General features: G+C 69.4%; 25 protein-coding genes and 1 pseudogene. 14 read left to right on the forward strand and 12 right to left on the reverse strand.

What is annotated here, in order from left to right; translation table 11 throughout:
* The first annotated feature begins 83 nt into the window (after window positions 1–83).
* Together Ae331Ps2_RS11065 and Ae331Ps2_RS11070 are read left to right on the forward strand one after the other, a co-directional pair.
* The gene (locus tag Ae331Ps2_RS11065) at window positions 84–488 is read left to right on the forward strand and encodes a GntR family transcriptional regulator (protein ID WP_075309088.1); all 405 of its coding nucleotides are present in this window, start codon (window positions 84–86) and stop codon (window positions 486–488) included.
* Window positions 489–647: 159 nt separating this feature from the next.
* Window positions 648–2,108 carry a helix-turn-helix domain-containing protein gene (locus tag Ae331Ps2_RS11070; RefSeq protein WP_075329719.1) on the forward strand — a complete coding sequence of 487 codons (1,461 nt, stop codon included), beginning with the start codon at window positions 648–650 and terminating at the stop codon, window positions 2,106–2,108.
* Between the two features lie 173 nt (window positions 2,109–2,281).
* On the opposite strand, the gene Ae331Ps2_RS31150 is transcribed toward Ae331Ps2_RS11070, so the two are convergent.
* Complete coding sequence (locus Ae331Ps2_RS31150) at window positions 2,282–3,520, reverse strand: hypothetical protein (RefSeq protein ID WP_139318871.1); 1,239 nt, start codon at window positions 3,518–3,520, stop codon at window positions 2,282–2,284.
* Window positions 3,521–3,998: 478 nt separating this feature from the next.
* Between Ae331Ps2_RS31150 and Ae331Ps2_RS31155 the strand changes: the two genes are divergently transcribed.
* The 4 genes from Ae331Ps2_RS31155 (at window position 3,999) to Ae331Ps2_RS11085 (ending at window position 6,953) form a co-directional block, all read left to right on the forward strand.
* Window positions 3,999–4,790 (forward strand): ETEC_3214 domain-containing protein, encoded by a 792-nt coding sequence (locus tag Ae331Ps2_RS31155; protein ID WP_139318870.1) that lies wholly within the window; start codon window positions 3,999–4,001, stop codon window positions 4,788–4,790.
* A gap of 344 nt (window positions 4,791–5,134) precedes the next feature.
* Window positions 5,135–6,031 carry an alpha/beta fold hydrolase gene (locus Ae331Ps2_RS11075; protein ID WP_075309084.1) on the forward strand — a complete coding sequence of 299 codons (897 nt, stop codon included), beginning with the start codon at window positions 5,135–5,137 and terminating at the stop codon, window positions 6,029–6,031.
* Between the two features lie 107 nt (window positions 6,032–6,138).
* A complete protein-coding gene (locus tag Ae331Ps2_RS11080) occupies window positions 6,139–6,519 on the forward strand; it encodes a hypothetical protein (protein WP_075309082.1) in 381 nt (126 codons plus the stop codon).
* Window positions 6,520–6,614: 95 nt separating this feature from the next.
* Window positions 6,615–6,953 carry a MarR family winged helix-turn-helix transcriptional regulator gene (locus Ae331Ps2_RS11085; protein ID WP_255407977.1) on the forward strand — a complete coding sequence of 113 codons (339 nt, stop codon included), beginning with the start codon at window positions 6,615–6,617 and terminating at the stop codon, window positions 6,951–6,953.
* Window positions 6,954–7,002: 49 nt separating this feature from the next.
* Here Ae331Ps2_RS11085 and Ae331Ps2_RS11090 read toward each other — a convergent pair whose 3' ends face one another.
* The 8 genes from Ae331Ps2_RS11090 to Ae331Ps2_RS11125 all read right to left on the reverse strand — a co-directional run bounded on the left by Ae331Ps2_RS11090 (window position 7,003) and on the right by Ae331Ps2_RS11125 (window position 13,125).
* The gene (locus Ae331Ps2_RS11090) at window positions 7,003–7,953 is read right to left on the reverse strand and encodes an ornithine cyclodeaminase family protein (RefSeq protein WP_217695642.1); all 951 of its coding nucleotides are present in this window, start codon (window positions 7,951–7,953) and stop codon (window positions 7,003–7,005) included.
* A gap of 11 nt (window positions 7,954–7,964) precedes the next feature.
* Entirely contained in the window at window positions 7,965–8,864 is a 900-nt protein-coding gene (locus Ae331Ps2_RS11095; RefSeq protein WP_075309079.1) for an ABC transporter substrate-binding protein, read from the reverse strand.
* Between the two features lie 28 nt (window positions 8,865–8,892).
* On the reverse strand, window positions 8,893–10,332 hold the full coding sequence (locus Ae331Ps2_RS11100) for an MFS transporter (RefSeq protein WP_212567616.1): 1,440 nt from the start codon (window positions 10,330–10,332) through the stop codon (window positions 8,893–8,895).
* Window positions 10,333–10,503: 171 nt separating this feature from the next.
* On the reverse strand, window positions 10,504–11,175 hold the full coding sequence (locus tag Ae331Ps2_RS11105; protein ID WP_020627941.1) for a GntR family transcriptional regulator: 672 nt from the start codon (window positions 11,173–11,175) through the stop codon (window positions 10,504–10,506).
* Between the two features lie 146 nt (window positions 11,176–11,321).
* Window positions 11,322–11,840 carry a GNAT family N-acetyltransferase gene (locus Ae331Ps2_RS11110; RefSeq protein WP_075309078.1) on the reverse strand — a complete coding sequence of 173 codons (519 nt, stop codon included), beginning with the start codon at window positions 11,838–11,840 and terminating at the stop codon, window positions 11,322–11,324.
* 32 nt (window positions 11,841–11,872) lie between these two features.
* Window positions 11,873–12,181 carry a hypothetical protein gene (locus Ae331Ps2_RS11115; protein WP_075309077.1) on the reverse strand — a complete coding sequence of 103 codons (309 nt, stop codon included), beginning with the start codon at window positions 12,179–12,181 and terminating at the stop codon, window positions 11,873–11,875.
* A 9-nt stretch (window positions 12,182–12,190) separates the two neighbouring features.
* Window positions 12,191–12,613, reverse strand: coding sequence for a DUF6194 family protein (locus tag Ae331Ps2_RS11120; protein WP_020627944.1), 423 nt, complete (start codon window positions 12,611–12,613; stop codon window positions 12,191–12,193).
* Window positions 12,614–12,666: 53 nt separating this feature from the next.
* Complete coding sequence (locus Ae331Ps2_RS11125) at window positions 12,667–13,125, reverse strand: SRPBCC family protein (RefSeq protein ID WP_075309076.1); 459 nt, start codon at window positions 13,123–13,125, stop codon at window positions 12,667–12,669.
* A 66-nt stretch (window positions 13,126–13,191) separates the two neighbouring features.
* Here Ae331Ps2_RS11125 and Ae331Ps2_RS11130 point away from each other — a divergent pair, with 66 nt between their 5' ends.
* Window positions 13,192–13,692, forward strand: a complete 501-nt coding sequence (locus Ae331Ps2_RS11130) for a DinB family protein (RefSeq protein WP_075312545.1) — start codon at window positions 13,192–13,194, stop codon at window positions 13,690–13,692.
* A 79-nt stretch (window positions 13,693–13,771) separates the two neighbouring features.
* Here Ae331Ps2_RS11130 and Ae331Ps2_RS11135 read toward each other — a convergent pair whose 3' ends face one another.
* Entirely contained in the window at window positions 13,772–14,206 is a 435-nt protein-coding gene (locus tag Ae331Ps2_RS11135; RefSeq protein WP_075309075.1) for a hypothetical protein, read from the reverse strand.
* Window positions 14,207–14,236: 30 nt separating this feature from the next.
* Here Ae331Ps2_RS11135 and Ae331Ps2_RS11140 point away from each other — a divergent pair, with 30 nt between their 5' ends.
* Window positions 14,237–14,473: a hypothetical protein gene (locus tag Ae331Ps2_RS11140; RefSeq protein WP_175581817.1), complete on the forward strand. Its 237-nt coding sequence runs from the start codon at window positions 14,237–14,239 to the stop codon at window positions 14,471–14,473.
* A 22-nt stretch (window positions 14,474–14,495) separates the two neighbouring features.
* Here Ae331Ps2_RS11140 and Ae331Ps2_RS30375 read toward each other — a convergent pair.
* A pseudogene (locus Ae331Ps2_RS30375) lies at window positions 14,496–15,321 on the reverse strand (transposase family protein).
* Window positions 15,322–15,411: 90 nt separating this feature from the next.
* Here Ae331Ps2_RS30375 and Ae331Ps2_RS31935 point away from each other — a divergent pair.
* Together Ae331Ps2_RS31935 and Ae331Ps2_RS11150 are read left to right on the forward strand one after the other, a co-directional pair.
* Entirely contained in the window at window positions 15,412–15,573 is a 162-nt protein-coding gene (locus Ae331Ps2_RS31935; RefSeq protein ID WP_170918268.1) for a hypothetical protein, read from the forward strand.
* 82 nt (window positions 15,574–15,655) lie between these two features.
* Window positions 15,656–16,069: a YccF domain-containing protein gene (locus Ae331Ps2_RS11150; protein ID WP_075309072.1), complete on the forward strand. Its 414-nt coding sequence runs from the start codon at window positions 15,656–15,658 to the stop codon at window positions 16,067–16,069.
* Here Ae331Ps2_RS11150 and Ae331Ps2_RS11155 read toward each other — a convergent pair.
* Window positions 16,066–17,322, reverse strand: a complete 1,257-nt coding sequence (locus Ae331Ps2_RS11155; protein ID WP_198932243.1) for a M18 family aminopeptidase — start codon at window positions 17,320–17,322, stop codon at window positions 16,066–16,068. The two genes, Ae331Ps2_RS11150 and Ae331Ps2_RS11155, sit on opposite strands and share 4 nt — an antisense overlap.
* A 19-nt stretch (window positions 17,323–17,341) precedes the next feature.
* Here Ae331Ps2_RS11155 and Ae331Ps2_RS11160 point away from each other — a divergent pair, with 19 nt between their 5' ends.
* From Ae331Ps2_RS11160 to Ae331Ps2_RS11175, 4 genes are read left to right on the forward strand one after another with little or no spacing between them, the layout of a single operon-like run.
* Window positions 17,342–18,877, forward strand: coding sequence for a GMC family oxidoreductase (locus Ae331Ps2_RS11160; RefSeq protein WP_075309068.1), 1,536 nt, complete (start codon window positions 17,342–17,344; stop codon window positions 18,875–18,877).
* Window positions 18,870–19,349 carry an SRPBCC family protein gene (locus tag Ae331Ps2_RS11165; RefSeq protein WP_075309066.1) on the forward strand — a complete coding sequence of 160 codons (480 nt, stop codon included), beginning with the start codon at window positions 18,870–18,872 and terminating at the stop codon, window positions 19,347–19,349. Before Ae331Ps2_RS11160 ends, Ae331Ps2_RS11165 begins: the two co-directional genes overlap by 8 nt.
* Window positions 19,346–19,870, forward strand: a complete 525-nt coding sequence (locus Ae331Ps2_RS11170; protein WP_075309064.1) for a GNAT family N-acetyltransferase — start codon at window positions 19,346–19,348, stop codon at window positions 19,868–19,870. The genes Ae331Ps2_RS11165 and Ae331Ps2_RS11170 overlap by 4 nt, the downstream gene beginning before the upstream one ends.
* 26 nt (window positions 19,871–19,896) lie before the next feature.
* Window positions 19,897–21,960, forward strand: coding sequence for a M3 family metallopeptidase (locus tag Ae331Ps2_RS11175; protein ID WP_075309062.1), 2,064 nt, complete (start codon window positions 19,897–19,899; stop codon window positions 21,958–21,960).
* Window positions 21,961–22,003 lie beyond the last annotated feature (43 nt).

A 22,003-nucleotide genomic window follows, 5' to 3' on the forward strand; every position in this document is an offset into this window, starting at 1 on the left:
ATACGGTTGCTGTGGTTGCGACGGTAAGGCTCGACCGTCGCAACGTCAACCGCCGTCTTGAGACGGCGAGTAGCCTCGCCGACATGGCTGCGCCCGACTCCGAGCCCGACGACGCCGAGCCGCGCCACGCGAGCCACCGCGTCGCCGAGCTGCTCGCCCGTGACATCGACGCCGGCACCTACGGGCCGGGGGAGCGGTTGCCCTCCTACCGCCAGATCGCGACCGACCACGACATCGCCGTGAACACCGCACAGGCGGCGGTCCGGCTCCTCGTCGCGTCCGGCCGGGCCGTCGTGCGCCCCAGCCGCGGGGCGTTCGTCGCCGACGAGCCGGCCGGCGCGACCCGGACCACCGCGGCGGACCGGCTGGAACTCGCCGCGCTGCGCGACCAGGTCCGCCGGGCCAAGGCCACGCTCAACGACGTCGAACGGGCCATCGGCGAGATGCTCGACCGGGCGCCGGCGTCGGGTTCGGACTCGGGTTCGTAGTGCTCGTCTCGGTGCCATGAACCGAGAATCGAGCTTTCGGACAAATGAGTCCAAGGACCCTCTGACCTACCCCGTGACCTGCTAGGACTACCAGGCATAAGCACTGGTCGGAGCCCGCGTCCGCGGGGCCGGCGCCCGAGAGGAAGGCGGAGATTTCTCGTGCCAGACGAGCCGTGGCTGTCGTCCCCCGCGTCATCGGAGCTGGAACTGAACACCGACCTGCTCGGCGAAGTCCTGCGCGAGTACCGCCGCACCAACAAGATCAACCAAGCTGATCTGGCCCAATTGCTGCACCTGGACCAGTCCTACGTCTCCAAGATCGAGACGGGCAAGCGTCGGGTGACTGACATCGAGATGCTGCTCCGCATCGCCCAGCAGCTCAACATCTCGCCTGCCCGCCTCGGACTGTCGGACGAGCTCCTGCGGCCCGTGGCCGAGCCGTCGGACTCGCGGTTGGTCGGCGGCGTCGACCCGGTCGCGGTGAGCCAGGAGAAGTGGCGCCGCACGCGCCGAGCGCTCAACCGGTCCCGCCGGGAGCTGGCCCAGCGGGCAGCCGACCTATACCAACCCGACGTCCGGGTCGGGGACCTCACGTTCCTGGCGCTGCCGCAGTGGACACCGGAGCGGCCGATCCCGCTCGACGACATCCGCCTGGAGTGGAGCGACAACCCGCCCCCGGTCAGCATCACCGGCAGCGAACCGGAGGCAGCGGCCACGCTGCCGCTGAGGGCACCGGGGAAGTCGTTCCCGCGCTACACCTCGGCCGTGCGCTACCTCGACCCGCCAAAGCTCTTCGAGAACCGCACCAGCTACCGGCTGCTCGACGTCGACCTACGCGACGACCCGCGGATGACGTTCGGGCTCGCGGCCTACTTCGACAAGCTCGACCTTGCGGAAGCGATCGCGCACGAGATGGCTCTTGCTGCCGAGCGTTCAGGGAAGAAGCTCGACTGGAGCGAGCTGCCGTTGCGGGCGCTCATCGGAGCCCCGTTCGATATGGAACGGCGCTACATCATCCCGGCTATCGAGACGCTCACGCTGCGCCGGAACCGAGAGACCGGCGACGCGACGTTCTTGCTGCACTGGCGCGACCCGGCCAAGGTCGCCACCTCGGCCGGCATCTATGGACTCATACCGGCGGGGGAGTTTCAGCCGTCGACTGTAGCCACGCACGACCGCGAGAATGACTTCAGTCTGTGGCGCAGTATGGTGCGCGAATACAGCGAAGAGGTCTTGGGTGATCCTGAGCGAGACGGTAGCTCAGGCGAGCAATTAGTATACGAGGAGTGGCAGCTATATAATGATCTGAAGCGCGCACGAGCCGACGGGCGAGTCACGCCGTATTCTCTCGGGATCGGCCTAGACACTCTCACATTAACTGCAACTATCCTGACCGTTGTCGTGTTCGATGACGACGCGTTCGATGAGCTGTTCGGCGACGCCGTCTCGGTCAATTCCGAGGGATCGCTCGTCAGCTCCTCAAAGGTCGTCAATGTGACCGACGGGCTGCGGTTCGATGAGAAGAACGTGACTCGGCTACTTCAAAATGAGCCGGTGGCGTCGCCGGGCGCCTGCATCCTTTGGCGGGCGTTCGAGTGGCGAGAATTGTTACTCCGATAACTGGTCGAGTAGAACTGACGATTACGCGGATGGCTAGTGCGACGGCAGCCCGAACTCCATCCCAGCTTCGGGGCTTAGACGAGGCTCGGGCTTAGGTTAATACGGATCGGTAGACGTCCAGGCTGCTGGACTGATTTCCGGTCGCGTGACCGAAGTCGGTCATTACAGACGCGCTACTCTTCGCTGCCCGCTTCAAGAATCTGCGCTATGCTGCGGTTCGCCTCTCTTTCTCGCTCTTTCGATCGCGTCTTCCAGACGACTCTTGTCGGGCTCATGATGTTATTCTCTAAGCCAGCGTTCTCAGAGAAAATCTCGCGTCCGAAAACGATCCTTCCAAATCGACGAGTAAACTCGACGCTCTTATGACGAGTCTGGCCGTCAGATGTCTCGGCGTATACTCGAAGAACTTCCCTCCGGTCAGGGGCTTGTGCCGGAGGGATCATTGCCCCTTCCTCATCAAGTACTGGTTCCGACTGCCACATTTCATTAATTGTCACCACGCCGTCTGCCCCTGCAAGCAGCACGGCTTTGGCTAGTTGCTGCGCAAAGAGGAACTTCGCTTGCCGATCAGCCAATATCGCTTGCGATACGTCGAGGATTTTTTCACCTCGGGTCAGGATGACGATGTGCGAGTGGTGCTTGTCTTTGCTTAGGACTGACTTTGCCTGTGTAAACATGGGGTCAACGTAGTCAAGAGCTGTTCTCGGGCGGGTTCGGCTTAGCAACTCTCCTAGATCAACCTTGTATCGCCTAAGCGACCGTTTGAGGTCGAACTTTCCGGAGAAATGTCGCGTGGTGTCCTCGTTAACGAGCGAGCCGTCATGGACCCGATAATGAGTGGTCCGAACGTCGGCAGTAACAACCATGCACGGGAGACGCCCTCCATACTGCGAACCTGCTTTCGATATCACCTCACCGCCTGTCCTAGTCGAGCGGACGGTCATGAGTCGACCATCTTCTCGTTCGTGTGCATCGGCGACTAGCTGCGTCAGTACTCCGTAGCAATGACCTAATGCGCTTAGCAGCTCGCTACCGGGTAGTGCTTTGTCGATCCAACGGCGTTCTACAGCTAATGCTGACTGCTCCAGGTAGATTTGGGGGATGGATCGTAGGTACTGGAGGTACTCGGTCGGTGGGGTCCACGGCGGAACGGATTTCGCCTTCTCCGGCCCTGATTCAGCCTTTGGGGTGGTAGGCGGCTGCGGATTGTCTTCGAGAGAGTCAGCTACATCGAAGTACGAATGAACAATCCGGATATGTGCAGTCGAATGCACTTCGAGATCGCCAATCTTGACTATTCTGTTTCGCGAGTTTACAAGCCACTTCATTAGTGGATCGGCGCGCATCAGCTCCTGCCACGCTGGGTACCATTCATCGAACCCCGAGATGAGCCGCTTCTCTTTCTGGAGCACGAAAGTAACGTTTCGGAGCGCCTGAATACAAGCGTTCAAGTTCGCCTGGAAATCTCGCGGACTGTCGTAGGAATCGAGGCAGCCATGCCACCACTTATGTCCTTCGTGGAGTCGTTTGTGGGCGGTTGGCGTGGGGCATGGTACGTCTTTAGTGTGCTGCGATTCGTCAGGTAGTGGAGCATTCTCGCCGCCAGTTCCAGAGTTCATAGAATTGAGAGTCTCCTTGCCTGAGGTGAGCGAACGCCGACTCTATCCCAGTCAGGTAGACCAGCGCTAGGGTGTAGTCTCTACAGCTCACAATCTTCGTGAGAACGGCGTAGAATCCCGCGTTTGATCCGCGATTAACGGGTCATGTGCGTCCGACTACAGTGTGGATCTGTTGGGATACCTGCACATCAGATAGAGGTGTCTAATGTTTAGATGGGGAATCGGTGTAGTTGTGTTGGCTGATCCGCCCCCACCTCCTCCCGCAGCGAACATGTGGGGCCTCCTCGATCCGGTCTCAAGTGGCTCGCCGCTCCTTTTCCTGGTTGCCGGCTTTGTTGCAGCGCTGTTGACTATTGGCGGCATTGCGATAGGGGTGTGGCGACGGATTTTGGCAGCTTTTCGAATGACAGTAGGCTTGCGCAGAGAGCAAGCGAAGAAGATTAGGAAACTGGCGTGCGGCGTTCGTCCGGCGTACGTCGACCAGATTCTCGGTGAGCCGGCCATGGAGGCAGTAGGCGACAGTGGCGTGATAAGACGTGTCTACCTGATGGCGGACTGCTTCATTACTGTGTACGTTCGCAGTAGTGAGGTGGTGGCGTTTGCAATAACCGTACATGGACGGCGTTTTGTTCCGCGCCTTCCGATTCCCTGGGGGCAGCACGGACTGAAGCGTAAGGGGGTGTTGAAGGTGAAGCTTGGACGCTCCCGATATTTCGACCTCTACCGAGAAGCAGGAGAAACCTCTAGCTTCGTAGGAGCAAGGAATGTCGGATACTACGAGAAGTACTATCTTGGAAATCCGGGATATTATCAAAAGTACGTCTTAGACTCGAATAACGCCTCTCCGATTGGAATGCCCTTCGATGTCGACCCTCCAACTAATTCCGACCGCGATGACAATCTTCTCGACCCTGCTGCTCCGCCCGACGGCTGGGAAGAGTTCCACAAGCGTTGGTCGCCGAATACTTTATGCGTGATTGGGCCTCATGAGAGTGAAGAGGGGATAAATCCCCTGGGGATTGAGTATGACGCTGTGCGAGTTCTTCCCTTATGGAGGCGCTAGCCCCCAGATCGAGCGGGTCGAGATCTCACGTGGTTGCAGTCGTGGTTGCAGTCGGCAACGTCCTGTGGCGGTCAGGGGGCGGCGCAATCCTGGTCCTGCCAGTGCGTTGCTACGTGCGCGACGTATCCTGAACCTGCATGAGCCGTCCTTGAAAGCGGGCGTCCGAAAGGACCGGGGGTTCGAATCCCCCCGCTTCCGCCACAGGTCAGAGGCATGATCGACGACCAAGACCGGTTCGCCCGGGCGGCGTCGCTGCCGTCCGCCTCCTGCCTCCCGCCTGCGGACCGCCGCGCGACCTGCCGCGGTACCGAGCCGCGCGGTGAAGTATCGACAACGATGAGCGGATGAGGTACGAGACGTCGGGGAGCTTCTTTCGGGGCTTCACCGACGAGCGGATTGCGGTCGGCGATGTCACCCTGAGAGTGCGCTACGGCGGAGACGGTCCTCCCGTGTTGCTGCTGCACGGCCATCCCCGTACCGCGGCGACCTGGCACCGCGTCGCCCCGCTGCTGGTCGATGCCGGATACACCGTGATCTGCCCTGACCTGCGCGGCTACGGCGCGTCGTCCAAGCCACCCACGACCCATGACCATGCCCCGTACTCCAAGCGAGCAATGGCAGCCGACATGAGCCGGCTGCTCGGCCGGCTCGGCCACGAGGACGCCGCCGTCGTCGGCCACGACCGAGGCTCGTACGTGGCGTTCCGCATGGCGATGGACACCCCACACCTCGTGTCCCGGCTCGCCGTTCTCGACAGCGTTCCGATTGGCGAGGCATTGGCCCGCTGCAACGCGCGATTCGCGGCGGAGTGGTGGCACTGGTTCTTCTTCGCTCAGCCCGAGGTCCCCGAGCGTGTGATCCTCGCTGACCCCGACGCCTGGTACCGCGGCAGCATCGACCAGATGGGCCCGGAGGCCTACGCCGAGTTCCACCGGGCCATCCACGACCCCGCGACGGTCGGCGCCATGGTGGAGGACTACCGGGCCGGGCTCGGTGTCGACCGCGCACACGACGACGCCGATCAGGCAGCGGGACGCCGACTCACCTGTCCCACGCTCGTGTTGTGGTCCAGCCGCGACGACATGGAGAAGCTCTACGGGGATCCCCTCACGGTGTGGCGAACGTGGGCGAACGATCTGTCCGGTGGCGTGATCGATTCTGGACACCACATGGCGGAAGAAGCACCGGGGCAGCTCGCCGAGGCGCTGCGCGGCTTCCTCGGGCCTCTCGTCGACGCGTGACGCGGCGAGACGACAGGCGGTCCTGACCACCACCATGACCGCAACCCACACGTGAGCTCGTCATAGCCGCCTGGCCGAATATATGCGAAACGCATAGAGTGCGGTGCGTGGAGCCAAGCCTCGAAGCAGCCGTGAACGAGTGGCATGCCAGCGTCAACGCCGGCGACCTGCAGCGATCCGCGCGAGCCGTAGGAGATCCGGTCGTCGTCATGGGCCCGAAGGGTGCGGGTCCGATCACGCCTGAGCAGTTCGCCGAGTGGGTGGGGCGGTCAGGGATCACGCTGGTCCCTCGGTCCTGGCACCCGGTCAGCGAGCGGCTGATGGTGGTCGAGGAGGACGCCACCTGGCCCGGCAGCGAGGAGGTCACGCGGGTGGCGACGGTCTTCCGCGTGTCCGACGGAAAGGTCACCGCTGCGCTCAGACTGCCGGATCTCGAGGGTGCGCTGGCGCTGGCCTGCAACGACCGCGAGATGGCAGCGACCGAGTGACGAGCCAGGGGCCGGGGCAGGTCCTGTTCCACTTCGTCCGGCACTGGGCCCGTCGGTCCTCCCCGGCCGACGCAGGTGGGGAGCAGGGACGGTTGGTGCTGGTCTGCGAAGCAGTCCATGCACTCCGTCAGCGAGGTCTTCCCGCAACCGTGAACGACGTCGCACGTGAGATCGGGCTCGACCAAAGTGGTGCATCACGGTTGATCGGGAGCGCGGCGAAGGCCGGGTACCTGACCATGGTCGTCGCGCCGGGCGACGCTCGACGACGCGAAGCATCGGTCACCTCGGCGGGGCGCTCGATGGTGGACGACGCGCATCGTTGGCAGGAGGAGATCTTCGTTCGGCTGACACCCGGATGGAGCGACACGAAGCGCCGCGAGTTCCAGCAGGCCATGGTCGACCTGATGGACAGCTCCTACGCAATGGACGCATGAGCGAGGACAGGTCCCACGGAGAGCGCTGCCAGTCGTGTCGTCCCGCGGGTCAGCGGGGAACGACCGGACGTCCCGTGGCCAGCGCGGCGTAGGCGAGATCCTGGATGGCGAGACCGACCGACTCGAACAGGGTGACGTCGTCGGGGCGACGTCGCCCGTGCGCGCCGGTGAGCACCTCGCCCAGCTCCAGACCCACGTCGTCGAGGGTGACGGCGCCCTCGTCGAGGGCCAGGAGCACCTCGCCGGACTTGCGCAGCTGCACCTCCCGGGAGTCGACCACCACCCGCGCTCGCGCCAAGGCCGCGCCGTCGATCTCGCGGTGGTCGGGGCGCGGCGGCGCTCCCACGGCGTTGACGTGCAGACCGGGACGGAACCAGGCGCCGTGCACGTGTGGCTCCCGTGCGGGGGACAGCGTGCACAACACGTCGACCTCGGAGACGACGCCGTGGACGTCCGGGGACACCGTGACCCCGAGCGGGGGGGGGCTGCCGTCGGCCCGCTCCCGGGCCCGCAGGGTGTGCCGGAACTCCTCGATACGTCGTGCGGTCCTCGACCACACGACGACGTGGTCGATCGGCCGGACCCGGCGGATCGCCGCGACGTGCTCGACCGCCAGGGGCCCGGCGCCGACCAGTCCGAGGACGCTGCTGTCACCACGGGCCAGCGCATCGGTGGCGACAGCGCTGGCCGCCGCCGTCCGCATCCTGGTGCCCGGTCCGCCTGCGAGCACGGCCAGCCGGGTTCCCGTCGTGGCGTCGAGGAGCAGCACCGTGGACTGCTGGAGCGGCCCGTCGGCCTGCGCGTCGGTGAGGACCTTGACGACGGTGAGGCCGAGACGACGCGACGTCGCCACCATCGGCAGGAGCACCGTCGACGGGCCCGTCTCCACGACCGCGGGGACGGGCTGCTCGGCGTCGCCGAGTGTCAGGTCCACGTGCAGGGCCCGGACGGCGTCGATCAGCTCGCCCAGGTCGACCGTGCCCTCCGGGGGCGCTTCCACGGGGATCAGGGTCACCGGAAGGCCTTCATGAACGAGTCGTCGGTCAGCTCGTCGTAGCGCGGTGCCCGGGACACCATCGACGCCTCGGCGATCATCCGCATCCACCGGTCGCTGCCCGCGGGGTCGATCGCGACCGTGGACCACAGCTCGCTCGCGGTCATGGCGGCGACGGCGTCGCGCAGGATCGCGAGGTCGTGGGTGGGCCAGCGGGTGGTGAGGATCGACTCGACGACGTCGGAGGGGGTACTGGGCAGGGCGGTCATCGCGGCGTCGATGCAGGCCGTGAACCGGGTGAGCCGGTCGCGGAGCTCGTCGACGCGGTCGGTGCGGGCGTAGTAGACGCTGTTGGGCATGATCCCGCCGCCCTCGAGGTTGCGGAACACGATGGTTCCGGTGCCTGCCGCCTCGACCTCCAGCGCCGTGACGAGGTCGAGGACGATGGCGTCCCCGAGCCCCGCGTGGAAGAGCTCGACGAACATCGCCGTGGACAGGTCGCGCAGGAAGGTGATCCCGGTCGGGTCCACACCGGACTCGCGGGCCAGCCCGGCGGTGACGGCGTACGGTGCGCTCCCGCCGATACCCGGCGCGAGCACGACCTCGCCGCGCAGGTCGTCGAAGGTGAACGAGCGCGGCGTGCCGCGATGTACGACGGCTTTCGGGGCCTGGTGGTTGAGCTGGCAGACGACGGTCAGGTCGCGGGGGGTGCCCGCGTACATGCCCGGCACCCACAAGCCGCCCAGCGCGATGTCGGCGGCGCCCGACTCGAGGTCGTCCAGCACCCCGGTCCAGGGGTCGCAGGCGACCGCGGTGACCTCCAGCCACGCATCGGCGAACACGCCGGTGGTGTCGGCGAGGTACTCCGGCAGGTAGTTGAGGCCGTTGGCCGTCGCGGAGATGGTCAGGGTGTCCATCGGGGCTCCTTCTGGTCGTGCGTCGTCGTCAGCGACGGGACGGGGTGCCGGTGTCGGCGGCGGGCGCGACGTTCTCGTTGATCTCCTCCAGCGAGCTGCCCCGGGTCTCGGGTGCGAACCGGGAGGCCGCGACGAGCAGGGCGTACATCACCGCGACCATGCCGAAGACCCCCGCCATGTCGTACCGGGCGAACAGCGCGACGGCGAGGAACGGCATGACCGCGCCCGCGATGTTGCCGATGCCGTTGACGATGGAGGTCCCGCTGCCGCGGATCGCCGTCGGATAGAGCTCGGGCGACCACACGGCGAGCGTGGTGTTGGTGATCATCGTGAAGAACTGGAACAGCGCCCCCAGGACGAGGATGAGCGGAGTGCTGTCGGCGAACACGGCGAACGCGACGGCGGTGAGGCATCCGAGGACCCCGGCGCCCCCCACGGCGACGCGACGACCGACCCGGCCGGCGAGCAGTGCGGCGGCACACGCCCCGAGCAGCGAGCCGCTGTTCATGATCATGGTGAACAGCAGGCTCTCGGAGATGGAGTAGCCGCGCTGCACGAGCAGGGTCGGCATCAGGAAGTTGAGGGTGACCTGTGCGCCGAAGGCCATCCAGGACGCCGTGCCGATCGCCGCGGTGCGGGCCCGGACGCTGCGGGCGAACACGGCGGCCGGGGACGAACGCAGCTGGCGCACGGGGATGTCATCGGTGGTGAGGGGACCGCTCGGAGTGCTCGCCGGCGGCCGCAACGACGACGAGGTCAGGATCGCCAGCGACCTGTTCGCGTCGTCGACGCGGCCCTTGGAGAGCAGGAACCGCGGGGTCTCCGGCAGCCGGCGGCGGTAGACCACGACCAGCAGCGCGGGGGCGGCGAGCAGGACGAACGTCCAGCGCCAGGCGAGTCCGTCGCCACCGAGGGCGGGCGCCAGCGGGCCGAGGAGCAGGAAGAACAGGCCGTAGGACAGGAAGTTGCCGACACCGCCGGAGCCGACGTTCAGCACCGCGACGAGGGCGCCCCGTCGCCGGGTCGCGACCATCTCCGAGAGCATCGCGATCCCGATGGTGAACTCGCCGCCGAGTCCGATGCCGACGACGAAGCGGCTGGCCAGCAGCATCTCGTAGTTCAGTGCGACGGCACTCACGAGGCCGCCGAGGCTGTAGACCAGCAGGTTGAACGACAGCGACAGCCGACGGCCGTAGCGGTCTGCGAGCCAGCCGCCGAGCAACCGGCCGACCAAGCCCCCCAGCACCGTCGCGGTGTTGACGAGTGTCAGCTGGGCGTCGGAGATCCCGAGTGCGAGCTTGAGGTTGGTCCCCATCGCGCCGACGGAGTTCTGCTCGAGCGTGTCGAAGAACATGCCGGCGAGAATGATCATGAGCACCCAGAACTGGGCGCGGGTGAAGCCCGCCCGGTCGAGCGTCGCGGCCACGGTGCCGGACAAGGACGGTGCAGGGGTCTGGAGAGGGTTCATGGGTCTGAGCTCCGCATGGACAGGTCCTCCCGACTGATCGAGGAGGGCGGGGGCCGAGCGACGAACGACCTCATTGGTATACGAAAAGAGTTTCCAGGACGTGTCCTGCCGTGTCAATGGCGTGACTTTGGGCCCTGCTGAGGGAGCTTGGTATACGAAACGCGCCGAGTGTCAGTCCGCGGGCAGGATCGCGGCGAGGCCGCGCAGTGACGGCGCCCGTCCGTGCTCGATGTGGGCGAAGGCGAGCGCGCCCGCCAATTCGGCGTTGCCGCTGTAGATGGCGTCACAGAGCGCGACGTGCTCGCCGTACTCGACGTGCGGGTCGCGGTCGGCGGTGAGGGCGAACAGCCAGCGGATCCGCCCCAGGAGGGGCGTCATGGTCGCGATGAGCAGCGAGTTGCCGGTCATGGCGATGATCTGGGCGTGGAGGTTCGTGTTGGCCTGCCGGATCGCGTCCTCGTCGCCGGCCCGGGTGGCCCGGGCAGCCTCGGCGAGCACGTCGCGCAGGGCGTCGTCGGCGCGCCCCTCGGCGACCGCCCTGGCGGCCTGGCGGGCGGCGAGGACCTCCAGCGACAGGCGGACGTCGAACAGCTCGGCGACGTCCCGGAGCGTCAGCTGCCGGACCAGTGCCCCGCGGTGGGGCGAGGTCGTCACGTATCCCTCGAGCTCGAGCTGTCGCAGTGCCTCACGGATCGGTACCCGGGACACGTTCAGGTCCTCGGAGAGGCTGCGCTCCCGCAGGCGGCTGCCCGGGGGATGGACGCCGTGGATGATCCCCTCGCGGATGGCGACGTAGGCGGACTGGGCGAGAGATGTCGAGGTGCCCTCGACGTCCGCGACCATGCCTCGCCTCCTGGTGTCCGCGGGGTGTGGCGCCCCCCGATCGCTCCCACACTACGGCGCCGCCGATGACGACCCTGCGCGACGGCGGCCGGTCCTGTGGGGCGGCACGTCGAGCAGCAGCTCCCGCGCACTCGCGGCACGGTCCTCTATGCCGTGCGCCGGGATCCGAACTCGAAGAGACTGCCGTCGTCGAGCCGCATGACCTCGATTTCGTCGAGTCCCCGGGCATTCAGACGTTCGTAGAAGCGGATCGCGCTGACGTTCGTGCGGAGTACCCACCACTCCAGGCGTCCGCAACCACGCTCGGTCGCGAGATCGGCGAGGTGTCCGAGGAGGGCCTCGCCGATCCCCCGGCCGCGGAAAGCCCCATCGACATACAGGTCCTCGAGATGGATACCGGGCCGTCCGAGAATCGTGCTGTACGTCGGATAGAATAACGCGAACCCGACGAGTTGGTCGCCCATTGCTGCCACGACCGACTCCGCAAGAGGAGATGGGCCGAACAGCGCAGCCGCCAGGTCGGCGGGTTTCGCGATCACGTCCCCCGGAAACGACTCCTCGTCGGCCAGCTTGACCACGAATCGATGCAACGTCTCGATGTCGTCGGGTTTCGCAGGCCGTAGGAGCAGGTCGGACGTGGACGGCTTCCCGGCCGGATCCTTCATTCCCGATGATGAGCACGGAACTCGGCACGTGGTCAACCCAGGCTTGCGGTGGCGGACGCGGGGATCCCATTCGAATATCCCGCCGAGAACGTCGTCGCCGAGAACGGACGAGAGATCGCCGGCCACGCTCTCGGATCCCGTCTCCGATACCAGCCCCGCCGCTCCAGTACGAAGGTCAGCAGCGCCGTCCCGTCGTCGAGCAGGGTCACGGTGTGCGAGGCGATCAGCCACTCCTGCCCGAACGAGTCCAGCGGGCTCCCCAGTTCCACCTCGGTGGCCTTCCCGGGGGACAACGCCAGATCGTCCTGGGCGACGCGCATCGTGATCAGCCGACGTTTCACCGGGGCAGCCTAGGAATGTCGACGGGCCGCATTGGCGTGTTTCCGGACGGCGAAGTCGTGCGCCACGTCGAGCAGCTCCCGCACCAGCGGCCAGGTCGTCTCCGGCTCCACCACCGCCACCCAGTGGTGGGCGGCGTAGACCGGGTGCGGGAACAGCACGTCGCGGGACGTCGGGTCGGTGCCCGGGTCGGTCGGGAACAGCTCCCGGTAGCGGGCGGTCGGCAGCCCGATGTTGAGCCGGAACGCGCCGGGCCGGTCGAGGTCGGAGGCGGTGTCGTTCACGTCGGACCGCACGACGGTCGCCCAGCCCTGGCGGGGGCGTTGCTCGTAGTCGTGATCCGGGTCGTGGATCGCGAACGCGTCCCCGTTCCCCTCCACGATCCGGGTGCCGGGGAACCCGGCGAGTACGGCGATGACCTGCTCGGCGTCCATGCCGCCAGGTCAGCACCTTTCCATGATCGTTCGTCCGGCGACAGTGTGTCAGATCACATTTTTTCGGCGACGGTGGCGAGCAGGTCCAGTGACGCCCGCAGCCGGTCCGCGGTGGTGGCGCGGGCGCGCTTCTGGCGGAACGCGTCGTCCGGGTCGAGTTCGGTCCAGTCGTAGGTGCAGGTCACGCGGGTCGTGCCGTCGCCGACGGGCTCCAGCTCCCAGCGCCACAGGTGTCCGGGCGGCGGCTTCCCCGGCTCCGACGGCAGCCACGTGACGAGCCGCCCCTCGACGAACTCCACGATCCGGTTCTCCCGCACCGCGCCCTGGGTGAGCAGCATGGAGAAGACGTCGCCGACGGCGCGGACCCGCTGCCCGTCCGCTGCCTCGGCGAGGTTGTCGTTGCCGTCCCAGGACGGCTGACGGGCGGGGTCGGCGATGAGCTCGAAGATCGTCGCAGGGTCGGCGGCGACGGTCCGGCTGCTGCGCACCACGGTGGGCGGGGTGTCGGTCACGACCGCAGTGGACCATCGCCCGGCCGGGATCGGAAGATGTCGGACCCCGCTGTCACGATCGCGGACATGACCGACCGCGCCCGTCCCCCGATGCAGGCCGACGCCCTCACCACGCTCACGGCCTGGCTCGACTTCTACCGCGCCACCCTGATCGGCAAGGTCGAGGGACTGACCGGCGAGCAGGTGCGGGAGGCGTCGGTGCCGCCGTCGTCGCTCACGCTGCTGGGGCTGGTCCGGCACCTGGCGTCCGTCGAGCGGAACTGGTTCCGCCAGTTCCTGGGCGGTGAGGACGTGCCGTCGTTGTACCCGCGGCAGTCCGGAACGGGCCATGACGGCGGCTTCGAGCTCGGGAGCGCGGACCTCACCGAGGCCCGCGCGGCTTGGGAGGCCGAGGTCGCCCGGGCCCGCCGGGTCGTCGAGGAGGCCGGGCCGGACGGCACCGGGTCCCTCGGTGGGAACGCGGTGTCGGTGGTGTGGATCCTGACCCACGTGATCGCCGAGTACGCGCGCCACGTCGGGCACGCCGACCTGCTGCGGGAACGGATCGACGGCAGCACCGGCGTGTGAGGCCGCGTTCCGCGGAACGCGGGTCGTCGTAGGGCGGGGCCGTCGGACGGTGGAGTTCACCGTCCGACGGTGGCGATCGTCAGCGGAAGCCGCGGAACACCCGGTCGGGCTGCAGCTGCGCGTGGTCGGCGAAGTCGGCGAACTCCATGTTCGCGGTCGACACGTTGTTCTCCACCGACCACAGATCGGCTGCGGCGATCCGGAGCGTTCGGCCGGGATCCTGCCGCAGGTCGGCCGCGACGATCGGGAAGCCGTCGTCGTGCAGGGTCCGCTCGTCGACGACGAACAGCAGCGGATGGTGGGCGGCGAGCCCGTCGTCGAGCGCGAACACGACGACGCGGTCGGCGGTCCAGCCGCCGAAGAGGTCCTCGGTGACGACGTCGAACGCGGCGAGGAAAGTCTCCTCGTCCGGATCCCGGGGCGCGATGATCCCGAGCAGCTCGTTCCAGGGGCCCTCACCCGAGTCGGTGCAGGTCCGCACCAGGGGCGGGAGGAACGTCACGGGGAACTCCACCCCGCCATCCTCCCGTGGTCGGATCGGGACATGAGCACCGCACCCAGCGTCGACGGCCGCCGGTTCGCCGGCGTCAGCAACTCCGGCGACGGCGAGGTCGGCCGGGCCACCGTGTTCGACTACCACGAGTCCGACGGCCTGGTGTGGGCCGAGTACTCCGGTGGCGACGTCCGGCTCGGCCGCCTGGCCGGCACCCGCGAGGGCGACCGGCTGAGCTTCCGCTACGTGCACGTGTCCGTCGACGGCGCGTCCAGCTCGGGGCAGTGAGGTGTTCTCAGTAGCGGGTTGATCATGTCGTGCGGTCGTACTCGGTGTGGAGTAGTACGAGCGCAGCTGCGGTGATCGCGCCGGTGCGCCAGGGACATAGCGTGACTCGCCGCAACGCGGCGAAGGTGGTCTTGAGCAGGGCGTTTCCGCGTTCGGCCAGAGCACGAAGGGCTGAGTGCAGGGTGTTGACGGTGCGCTGGTTGACCGTCTGCCCGCGGCCGGGGACGGGTTTGATGGGCACGGTGAGCCGGTCGGCTTCGCCTTCGTAGCCGAGGTCGCCCAGCGCGGCGTGGGTGTCGTCGGTGAACGCGGCCAGGCCCTCGAGCAGCCCGGGGTGGGTACGGGCGCAGCGGGTGTCGTGCTCGCGGCCCGGCCGCACGTCGCTGGTCCATAGCGGCCATCCATCAGGTGCGGTGAGGACCTGGATGTTCCCGCCGTGGCGGCGGTGCTTGCCCGACCACCACAGGTCGACCCCGGGGGGTGAGGCCGAGCGCGCGGCACCGGTCGGTGGCGATCAGGGTGCCGTCGAGATTCACGTGGGTGTGCCCGGCTGTGCGGGCGGCGAGCAGGGCTCCGTGCAGGCCGGGTGCGGCCGCGGCGAGGACGTCGATGCCTTCGTGCAGGTAACGGTAGGCCGTTGCAGTGCTGATCGCGTTGTCACCGGCCAAACATCGGACCCGGGTAGCATCACAGAACCAGCGGATCACCAGCACTGCCTGGGCGAACGGGGTCAACGCCCGCCGCCGGGTGCCACGTCGACGGCGTTGAAGGACCAGGAGCCGCGCCAGATAGGCCACGGTGCGCTCCCCGATCGGGAGGACAGCGGTGTAGGTGACAGGATCAGACATGCAGGACCTCGGTGACGGTGTCGATCTGTGCTGGACCGAACCGATCTACCGGGGTCCTGCCCCGTTCCCGCTCATCTCACCACCCTCGGCGTGTCGCCACGACCTGCCACCCCGCTACTGAGAACACCTCAGTGCGAGGCCCGCCTCGAGGTCCTCGACGACGGCCGGCTCCGCTCGCACGAGACCTGGGCCTGGGAGTCCCGGCCGGGCACGGGGGAGAGCGTCGTCGAGGAGGTCACGGGTCGGACGTGAGGAATGCCGCCCCACCGGAAACCGGGGTCGGCCTCCGGAACATCCCGGAGGGGGAACCGGACACCTCGGGCATGCTGGACCCATGCTCCGCCTCATCCTGAACGTGGTCTGGCTGGTCCTCTCCGGCTTCTGGCTGTTCCTCGCCTACACGGCCGCCGGGATCATCGCCTGTCTGCTGATCGTGACGATCCCGTTCGGCATCGCCTCGTTCCGGATCGGGCTCTACGCGCTGTGGCCGTTCGGCCGTGAGGTCGTGCGCGACCCGCGGGCCGGTGCGGCGTCGGCGATCGGGAACGTCCTGTGGATCCTGCTGTTCGGCTGGTGGCTGGTGGTCGGCCACGTCGTGACCGCGATCGCGCTGGCCGTCACGATCATCGGCCTGCCGATGGCCTGGGCGAACCTGAAGCTGATCCCGGTGTCGCTGCTGCCGCTCGGGTCGCGGATCGTCGACACCGACGTCTACGTGTCCGGCTCCCGGGTCGCCGCGCAGGTCTAGCCGGCGTCGGTCAGGAACTCCACACCGGCCCGGGCCAGCAGGCCGGGGTCGTGCACCCCGCACAGCTCGCGCGCGGAGTGCATCGACAGCACCGGGATGCCGACGTCGACCGTCCGGATGCCCAGCCGGGTTGCCATGATCGGCCCGACGGTCGACCCGCACGGCACCGTGTTCTTGGAGACGAACACCTGGCTCGGCACGTCCGCGGTGCGGCAGGCCCGCTTCCAGGCGGCCGCGCCCGGCGCGTCGGTGGCGTAGCGCTGCACCGCGTTCACCTTCAGCGACGGCCCCCGGTTCGGCACCGACAGGTGGTCCGGGTCGTGCTTGTCCAGGTGGTTGGGGTGCGCGGCGTGCGTGACGTCCACCGACAGGCAGCGCGACCGCGAGAACACCGCGTGCCGCTCGTCGAAACCCCCGGCCAGCCGGGTCAGCACCGTCTCCAGCAGCGGTCCGGCGGCGCCGGTCGCACTGGCCGAGCCGATCTCCTCGTGGTCGAACCCGACGAACACCGGGACGGTGCCCGGGTCCCGCTCGACCGCGGTGAGCAGCGCGCTGATCCCGGCGTGCACCGAGGCCAGGTTGTCCAGCCGCGGGGCGGCGAGCAGCTCGTCGTCGCGGCCCAGGGTGGCGGGCGGGGTGAGGTCGTAGGTGAACAGGTCGTGCGCCGCGACGTCCTCCGGGTCCTCGCCGACCCGCACGGCGAGGAACTCGACCAGGTCGCCGCCGTCCGGGTCGCCGAGACCCCAGATCGGGAGCAGGTGCCGCTGCGGGTCCAGGGTCAGGCCCTGGTTCACGCCGCGGTCGAGGTGGATCGCCAGCTGCGGGATGCGCAGCAGCGGCCGGTCCACCCGGACCGGGACGACGCGGCCGTCGTAGAGCGCGAGGCGCCCGGCGAGGCCGAGGTCGCGGTCGAGCCAGGAGTTCCACAGCGCGCCGCCGTAGACCTCCACCCCGACCTGGCGCCAACCGGCGACGCCGACGTCGGGGTTCGGCTTGACCTTGAACCCGGGCGAGTCGGTGTGCGCGGCGAAGATCCGCAGCGGGGCGCCCGGCCCGGACGCGGGCTGCCACCAGGCCAGGATCGTGCCGTCGCGCACGAGGTAGCGCCCGCCCGGCCCGTCGGCCCACGGCTCGTCCTCGCGCTGCTCGGTGAAGCCCGCGGTGGACAGCCGGCGGACGGCCTCGGCCACCGCGTGGTACGGCGACGGGCTCGCGGTGAGGAACGAGGCGAGGTCACGTGCAGCGTCGGTCACGTGGGGCATCCTGGCAGCAATGACCAACGGGTTCGACGTGGTGGTGGTGGGCGCGGGATCCGCGGGGTGCACCCTCGCGGGCCGGCTCGCCGAGCGCGGGGTGCGTACGGCCCTGGTCGAGGCGGGTGCCGTCGTCGTCCCGCCGGACTCGATCCCGATCGCGTCGCTCGCCGCGACCGCACCCGGCCACGTCCTCAACTGGGCCTACCGGGCGACGCTGTGCCAGGGGCGGGAGTGCACCGTGCCGCGGGGACGCGTGCTGGGCGGCTCCGGTGCGATCAACGGCGGCTACTTCGTGCGCGCCGTCCCGGCGGACTTCGCGGACTGGGGCGTCCCCGGCTGGTCCTACGACGACGTCCTGCCGTACTACCGGCGGCTGGAGCGCGACCTCGACTTCTGCACCTCCGACCGGCACGGCGACGCGGGCCCGCTGCGCATCTCGCGCCCCTCGGGCCGGCTGCGGGCCGCGACGACCGACCCGTTCCTGGCCGCCTGCGTCGCGCTCGGCCACCCCGAGGAGCCGGACAAGAACGCCGGCGGCCCGCCCGGCGCGGGCCCGATCCCGACCAACGCCGTCGACGGGCGCCGGGTCAGCGCCGCCACCGCCTACCTGCCCCCGCCGTGGGGGAACGCGGAGTCGGCCGGGAGGAGCGCAGGCGCAGCGAGCGGCGGCACCGACGCGCTGACCGTGTTCGGCGGAGCCCCCGCCGAGACGCTGGTGATCGAGGGTGGCCGGGTCACCGGGGTGCGTGTCGGCGGGCGCACCCTGCACGCGGCCGAGACCGTCGTGACCGCGGGCGCGGTCGGCACCCCGGCGCTGCTGCAGCGCTCCGGGATCGGCCCGGAGGACACACTGCGGGCCGCGGGCGTCGCCGTGGCGCACGAGCTGCCCGGGGTCGGACGCGGCTGGTCGGACCACCCCGCGGTGTTCCTGCCACTGCGCAGCGGCCTGCCCGACCCGCCCGCCGACGCCGTCGCCGCGCAGGCCGCGCTCCACCTCGACTCCGGCACCGACCCGGCCGGTGACCTGGAGATCCTGCTGTTCGCGCACCCGTTCGCACCCGGCGGGCCCGCGCACCTGATGTGCGCGGTGCAGCGCCCGGACAGCCGCGGGATGCTCGCCATCACCTCCCCGGACCACGACGACCCGCCCCGGCTGGACTTCCGCTACCTGCGCACCACCTCCGACCGGCACCGGATGCGGGCCGCGGTGCGGATCGCCGCGGACATCCTGCGCGCCGCGGGCTGGGACCGAGCCGCCCCCGACGACGGCGGCCCCGCCGGCTGGGAGCTCGGCAACGACACCCGGCTCGACGGCTGGATCCACGACCACCTGACTACCTCGGTGCACCTGTCCGGCAGCGCTTCGGCGGGTACCGGACCGGACGCCGTCGTCGACTCCGACCTGCGGGTGCACGGCCTGGGCGGGCTCCGGGTGGCGGACACCTCCGTCCTGCCCCGCGTGCCGCGGCGCGGGCCGGCCGCGACCGCGATCATGATCGGGGAGCGCGCCGCCGACCTGGTGTGCGGCACCGAGGGGGAACGCCGTGCATGACGAGGTCACCGTCCACATGACGGCACCGCCCGAGCGGATCTGGGAGCTGGTCTCCGACATCCGCAACACCGGCCGGTTCTCACCCGAGACCGTCGACGCGCAGTGGCTGGACGGCGCGACCGGCCCGGCCGTCGGCGTCCGGTTCCGCGGCAAGGTCGTCCGCAACGGCCGCGGACCGACCTACTGGTCGACGTGCGAGATCACCGCCTGCGAGCCGGGCCGCGAGTTCGGCTTCGTCGTGCTCCTGCCCGGTGACCGGCGGGTCATCCACTGGCACTACCGGTTCACCCCGGCCACCGCTCCGGACGGCGCCGAGGGAACCGAGGTCACCGAGTCCTTCCGGATGGAGCCCTCGGCCGCCACCCGGGTCTACTGGGCGCTGCTGGGGTGGGCCCGCGGGCGCACCAACCGTGCGGGGATGCGGACGACCCTGGAACGGATCCGCGCGGTGGTGGAGGATCCGCAGGCGTGATCCGTGCCGCCCGCGTCGCCGACGTGCCCGCCCTGCGTGAGATCGAGCGCGCGGCGGGGGAGTCGTTCCGGGCGATCGGGCTCGACGTCGTCGCCGACGACGACCCGCCACCGGCCGCGGTGCTGGCTGCCTACGTGGTGGCGGGGCGGGCCTGGGTGGCCCAGAGGAGCGCAGGCGGAACCGGGGACGCAGGGCCGCTGGTCGGCTACCTCATCGCCGATCTCGTCGACGGCTGCGCGCACGTCGAGCAGGTGTCGGTGCTGCCGTCGCAGCGCGGACGGCGGATCGGGGAGGGGCTGGTCGAGCACCTCGCCGGCTGGGCCCGGGACCGCGGGCTGCCCGCGCTGACCCTGACCACCTACCGGGACGTGCCGTGGAACGGCCCGTACTGGGCGCGGCTCGGCTTCCGTGAGCTGATCGCGCCCGGCCCGGGGCTGCGGGCCATCCGGGAGCACGAGGCCGCGCGCGGTCTCGACGTGTGGCCGCGGCTCGCGATGCGTCGCGAACTGGCCGGTTCCTGACGGTCCCCGGCCGTAGGGTCGGGCCCATGAGCAACCCGTTCCTCGCCCCGAGCGCGCTGCCGTGGGGTCTGCCCGACACCTCCCGGATCACCGACGAGCACTACCTGCCCGCGTTCGAGGCCGGGACGGCCGAGCAGCGCGCGGAGGTGGCGGCGATCGTCGCGGGGGAGGGCGAGCCCACCTTCGACGACACGATCGTCGCCCTGGAGCGCTCCGGCGCCACCCTGGACCGGGTGGCGCGGCTGTTCTACACGCGGGTCTCGGCGGACTCCTCGCCCGCGGTGCGCGAGATCGAGGCCCACGTCGCGCCGATGCTGGCCGCGCACGCCGACGCGATCGCGCTGGACCCGGGGCTGTTCGCCCGGATCGACGCGCTGCACGCCCGTCGTCACGACCTCGGTCTCGACGCCGAGTCGCTGCGGCTGCTGGAGCGCCACCACCGTGACATGGTGCGCGCCGGGGCCCGGCTCGGCCCCGACGAGCAGGCCCGGCTGCGGGAGCTGAACGCGGAGCTGTCCGGGCTGACCACCCGGTTCGGTGCTGCGCTGCTGGCGGGGGCGAACGCCGCGGCCGTGCACGTCACCGACCGGTCCCGGCTCGACGGCCTGTCCGAGGACGCGATCGCCGCCGCCGCGTCCGCCGCGGCCGAACGCGGCCACGACGACGGCTGGCTGATCACCCTGGTCCTGCCGACCGCGCAGCCCGCGCTCGCGGTACTGACCGACCGGTCGCTGCGCGAGGAGCTGTTCCGCGCCTCGACGACCCGCGGGCAGGCCGGGGAGCACGACACCCGCGACATCGTGCTGGCGATCGTGCGGCTGCGCGCCGAGCGGGCCGCGTTGCTCGGGTACCCCGACCACGCGTCGTACGTGATCGACGACGCCACCGCGGGGACCGCGGAGGCCGCGGTCGCGATGCTGGAGTCGCTGGTCCCCGCGGCGGTCGCCAACGCCGACAGGGAGGCCGCGGAGCTGGCCGGCGGCGTCGAGGGCGACCTGGAGCCGTGGGACTGGGCGTTCGAGGCGGAGCGGGTGCGCCGCGAGCGCTACGCCGTCGATGACGCGGCGCTGCGCCCGTACCTGGAGCTCGACCGGGTGCTCACCGACGGCGTGTTCCGCGCCGCGTCCGAGCTGTACGGGATCTCCTTCACCGAGCGCACCGACCTGCCCGCCTACCACCCGGACGTGCGCTGGTGGGAGGTCCGTGAGAGCAGCGCAGGCGGAACGAACCTCGACGCCGACAGCGACGGCGAGCCGCTCGGGCTGTTCGGCGCCGATCTGTGGGCGCGGCCGTCGAAGCGGGGCGGTGCGTGGATGAACTCGCTGGTCGACCAGTCGTCGCTGCTCGGGACGCGGCCGGTGGTGCTGAACACGCTGAACCTGAACAAGCCCCCGGCCGGGGAGCCCGCGCTGCTCACCCTCGACGAGGTGCGCACCCTGTTCCACGAGTTCGGGCACGCCCTGCACGGGCTGTTCTCGGAGGTGGAGTACCCGACGTTCTCCGGGACCTCGGTGCCGCGCGACTTCGTCGAGTTCCCCAGCCAGGTGAACGAGATGTGGCTGGAGGACCCGCAGGTCCTCACCTCGTTCGCCCGTCACCACGTGACCGGCGAGCCGCTGCCCGACGAGCTGCTGGCCGCGTCGCAGGCCGCGCGCGGGTACGGCGAGGGCTTCGCGACGACGGAGTACCTGGCCGCGTCGCTGCTGGACCAGGCGTGGCACCGGCTGTCCCCGGCCGAGGCCGCCGGGATCACCGACGTGCTCGCGTTCGAGCAGCAGGCGCTGGAGGCGGCCGGGGCCGCGCACCCGCTGGTCCCGCCGCGCTATCGCAGCACGTACTTCAACCACGTGTTCGGCGGCAGCGGGTACGCGGCGGCGTACTACTCCTACATCTGGGCCGAGGTGCTCGACGCCGACACCGTCGCCTGGTTCGGCGAGCACGGCGGCCTGCGCCGGGAGAACGGCGACCGGTTCCGTCGTGAGGTGCTGTCGCGTGGCGGCGCCGTCGACGCGATGGAGGCCTACCGCGCGTTCCGCGGCCGCGACCCGGAGATCGCGCCGCTGCTGGCGCGCCGTGGCCTGGCCGGCTGACCCGGCACACACGACCGCCCGCCGTCCGGTGGGGAGCGCCGGG

This window comes from Pseudonocardia sp. Ae331_Ps2, from assembly GCF_001932405.1.
Classification (GTDB): Bacteria; Actinomycetota; Actinomycetes; order Mycobacteriales; family Pseudonocardiaceae; genus Pseudonocardia.

What these genes read in the sequence shown, in the direction of transcription:
- Ae331Ps2_RS11175 (WP_075309062.1), top strand. Translation starts at nt 19,897, where the DNA reads ATGAGCAACCCGTTCCTCGCCCCGAGCGCGCTGCCGTGGGGTCTGCCC.
- Ae331Ps2_RS11140 (WP_175581817.1), top strand. Translation starts at nt 14,237, where the DNA reads ATGAGCACCGCACCCAGCGTCGACGGCCGCCGGTTCGCCGGCGTCAGC.
- Ae331Ps2_RS11105 (WP_020627941.1), bottom strand. Translation starts at nt 11,175, where the DNA reads ATGGTCGCGGACGTCGAGGGCACCTCGACATCTCTCGCCCAGTCCGCC.
- Ae331Ps2_RS11110 (WP_075309078.1), bottom strand. Translation starts at nt 11,840, where the DNA reads ATGAAGGATCCGGCCGGGAAGCCGTCCACGTCCGACCTGCTCCTACGG.
- Ae331Ps2_RS11095 (WP_075309079.1), bottom strand. Translation starts at nt 8,864, where the DNA reads ATGGACACCCTGACCATCTCCGCGACGGCCAACGGCCTCAACTACCTG.
- Ae331Ps2_RS11100 (WP_212567616.1), bottom strand. Translation starts at nt 10,332, where the DNA reads ATGAACCCTCTCCAGACCCCTGCACCGTCCTTGTCCGGCACCGTGGCC.
- Ae331Ps2_RS11130 (WP_075312545.1), top strand. Translation starts at nt 13,192, where the DNA reads ATGACCGACCGCGCCCGTCCCCCGATGCAGGCCGACGCCCTCACCACG.
- Ae331Ps2_RS11150 (WP_075309072.1), top strand. Translation starts at nt 15,656, where the DNA reads ATGCTCCGCCTCATCCTGAACGTGGTCTGGCTGGTCCTCTCCGGCTTC.
- Ae331Ps2_RS11065 (WP_075309088.1), top strand. Translation starts at nt 84, where the DNA reads ATGGCTGCGCCCGACTCCGAGCCCGACGACGCCGAGCCGCGCCACGCG.
- Ae331Ps2_RS11075 (WP_075309084.1), top strand. Translation starts at nt 5,135, where the DNA reads ATGAGGTACGAGACGTCGGGGAGCTTCTTTCGGGGCTTCACCGACGAG.
- Ae331Ps2_RS11120 (WP_020627944.1), bottom strand. Translation starts at nt 12,613, where the DNA reads ATGGACGCCGAGCAGGTCATCGCCGTACTCGCCGGGTTCCCCGGCACC.
- Ae331Ps2_RS11160 (WP_075309068.1), top strand. Translation starts at nt 17,342, where the DNA reads ATGACCAACGGGTTCGACGTGGTGGTGGTGGGCGCGGGATCCGCGGGG.
- Ae331Ps2_RS31155 (WP_139318870.1), top strand. Translation starts at nt 3,999, where the DNA reads ATGTGGGGCCTCCTCGATCCGGTCTCAAGTGGCTCGCCGCTCCTTTTC.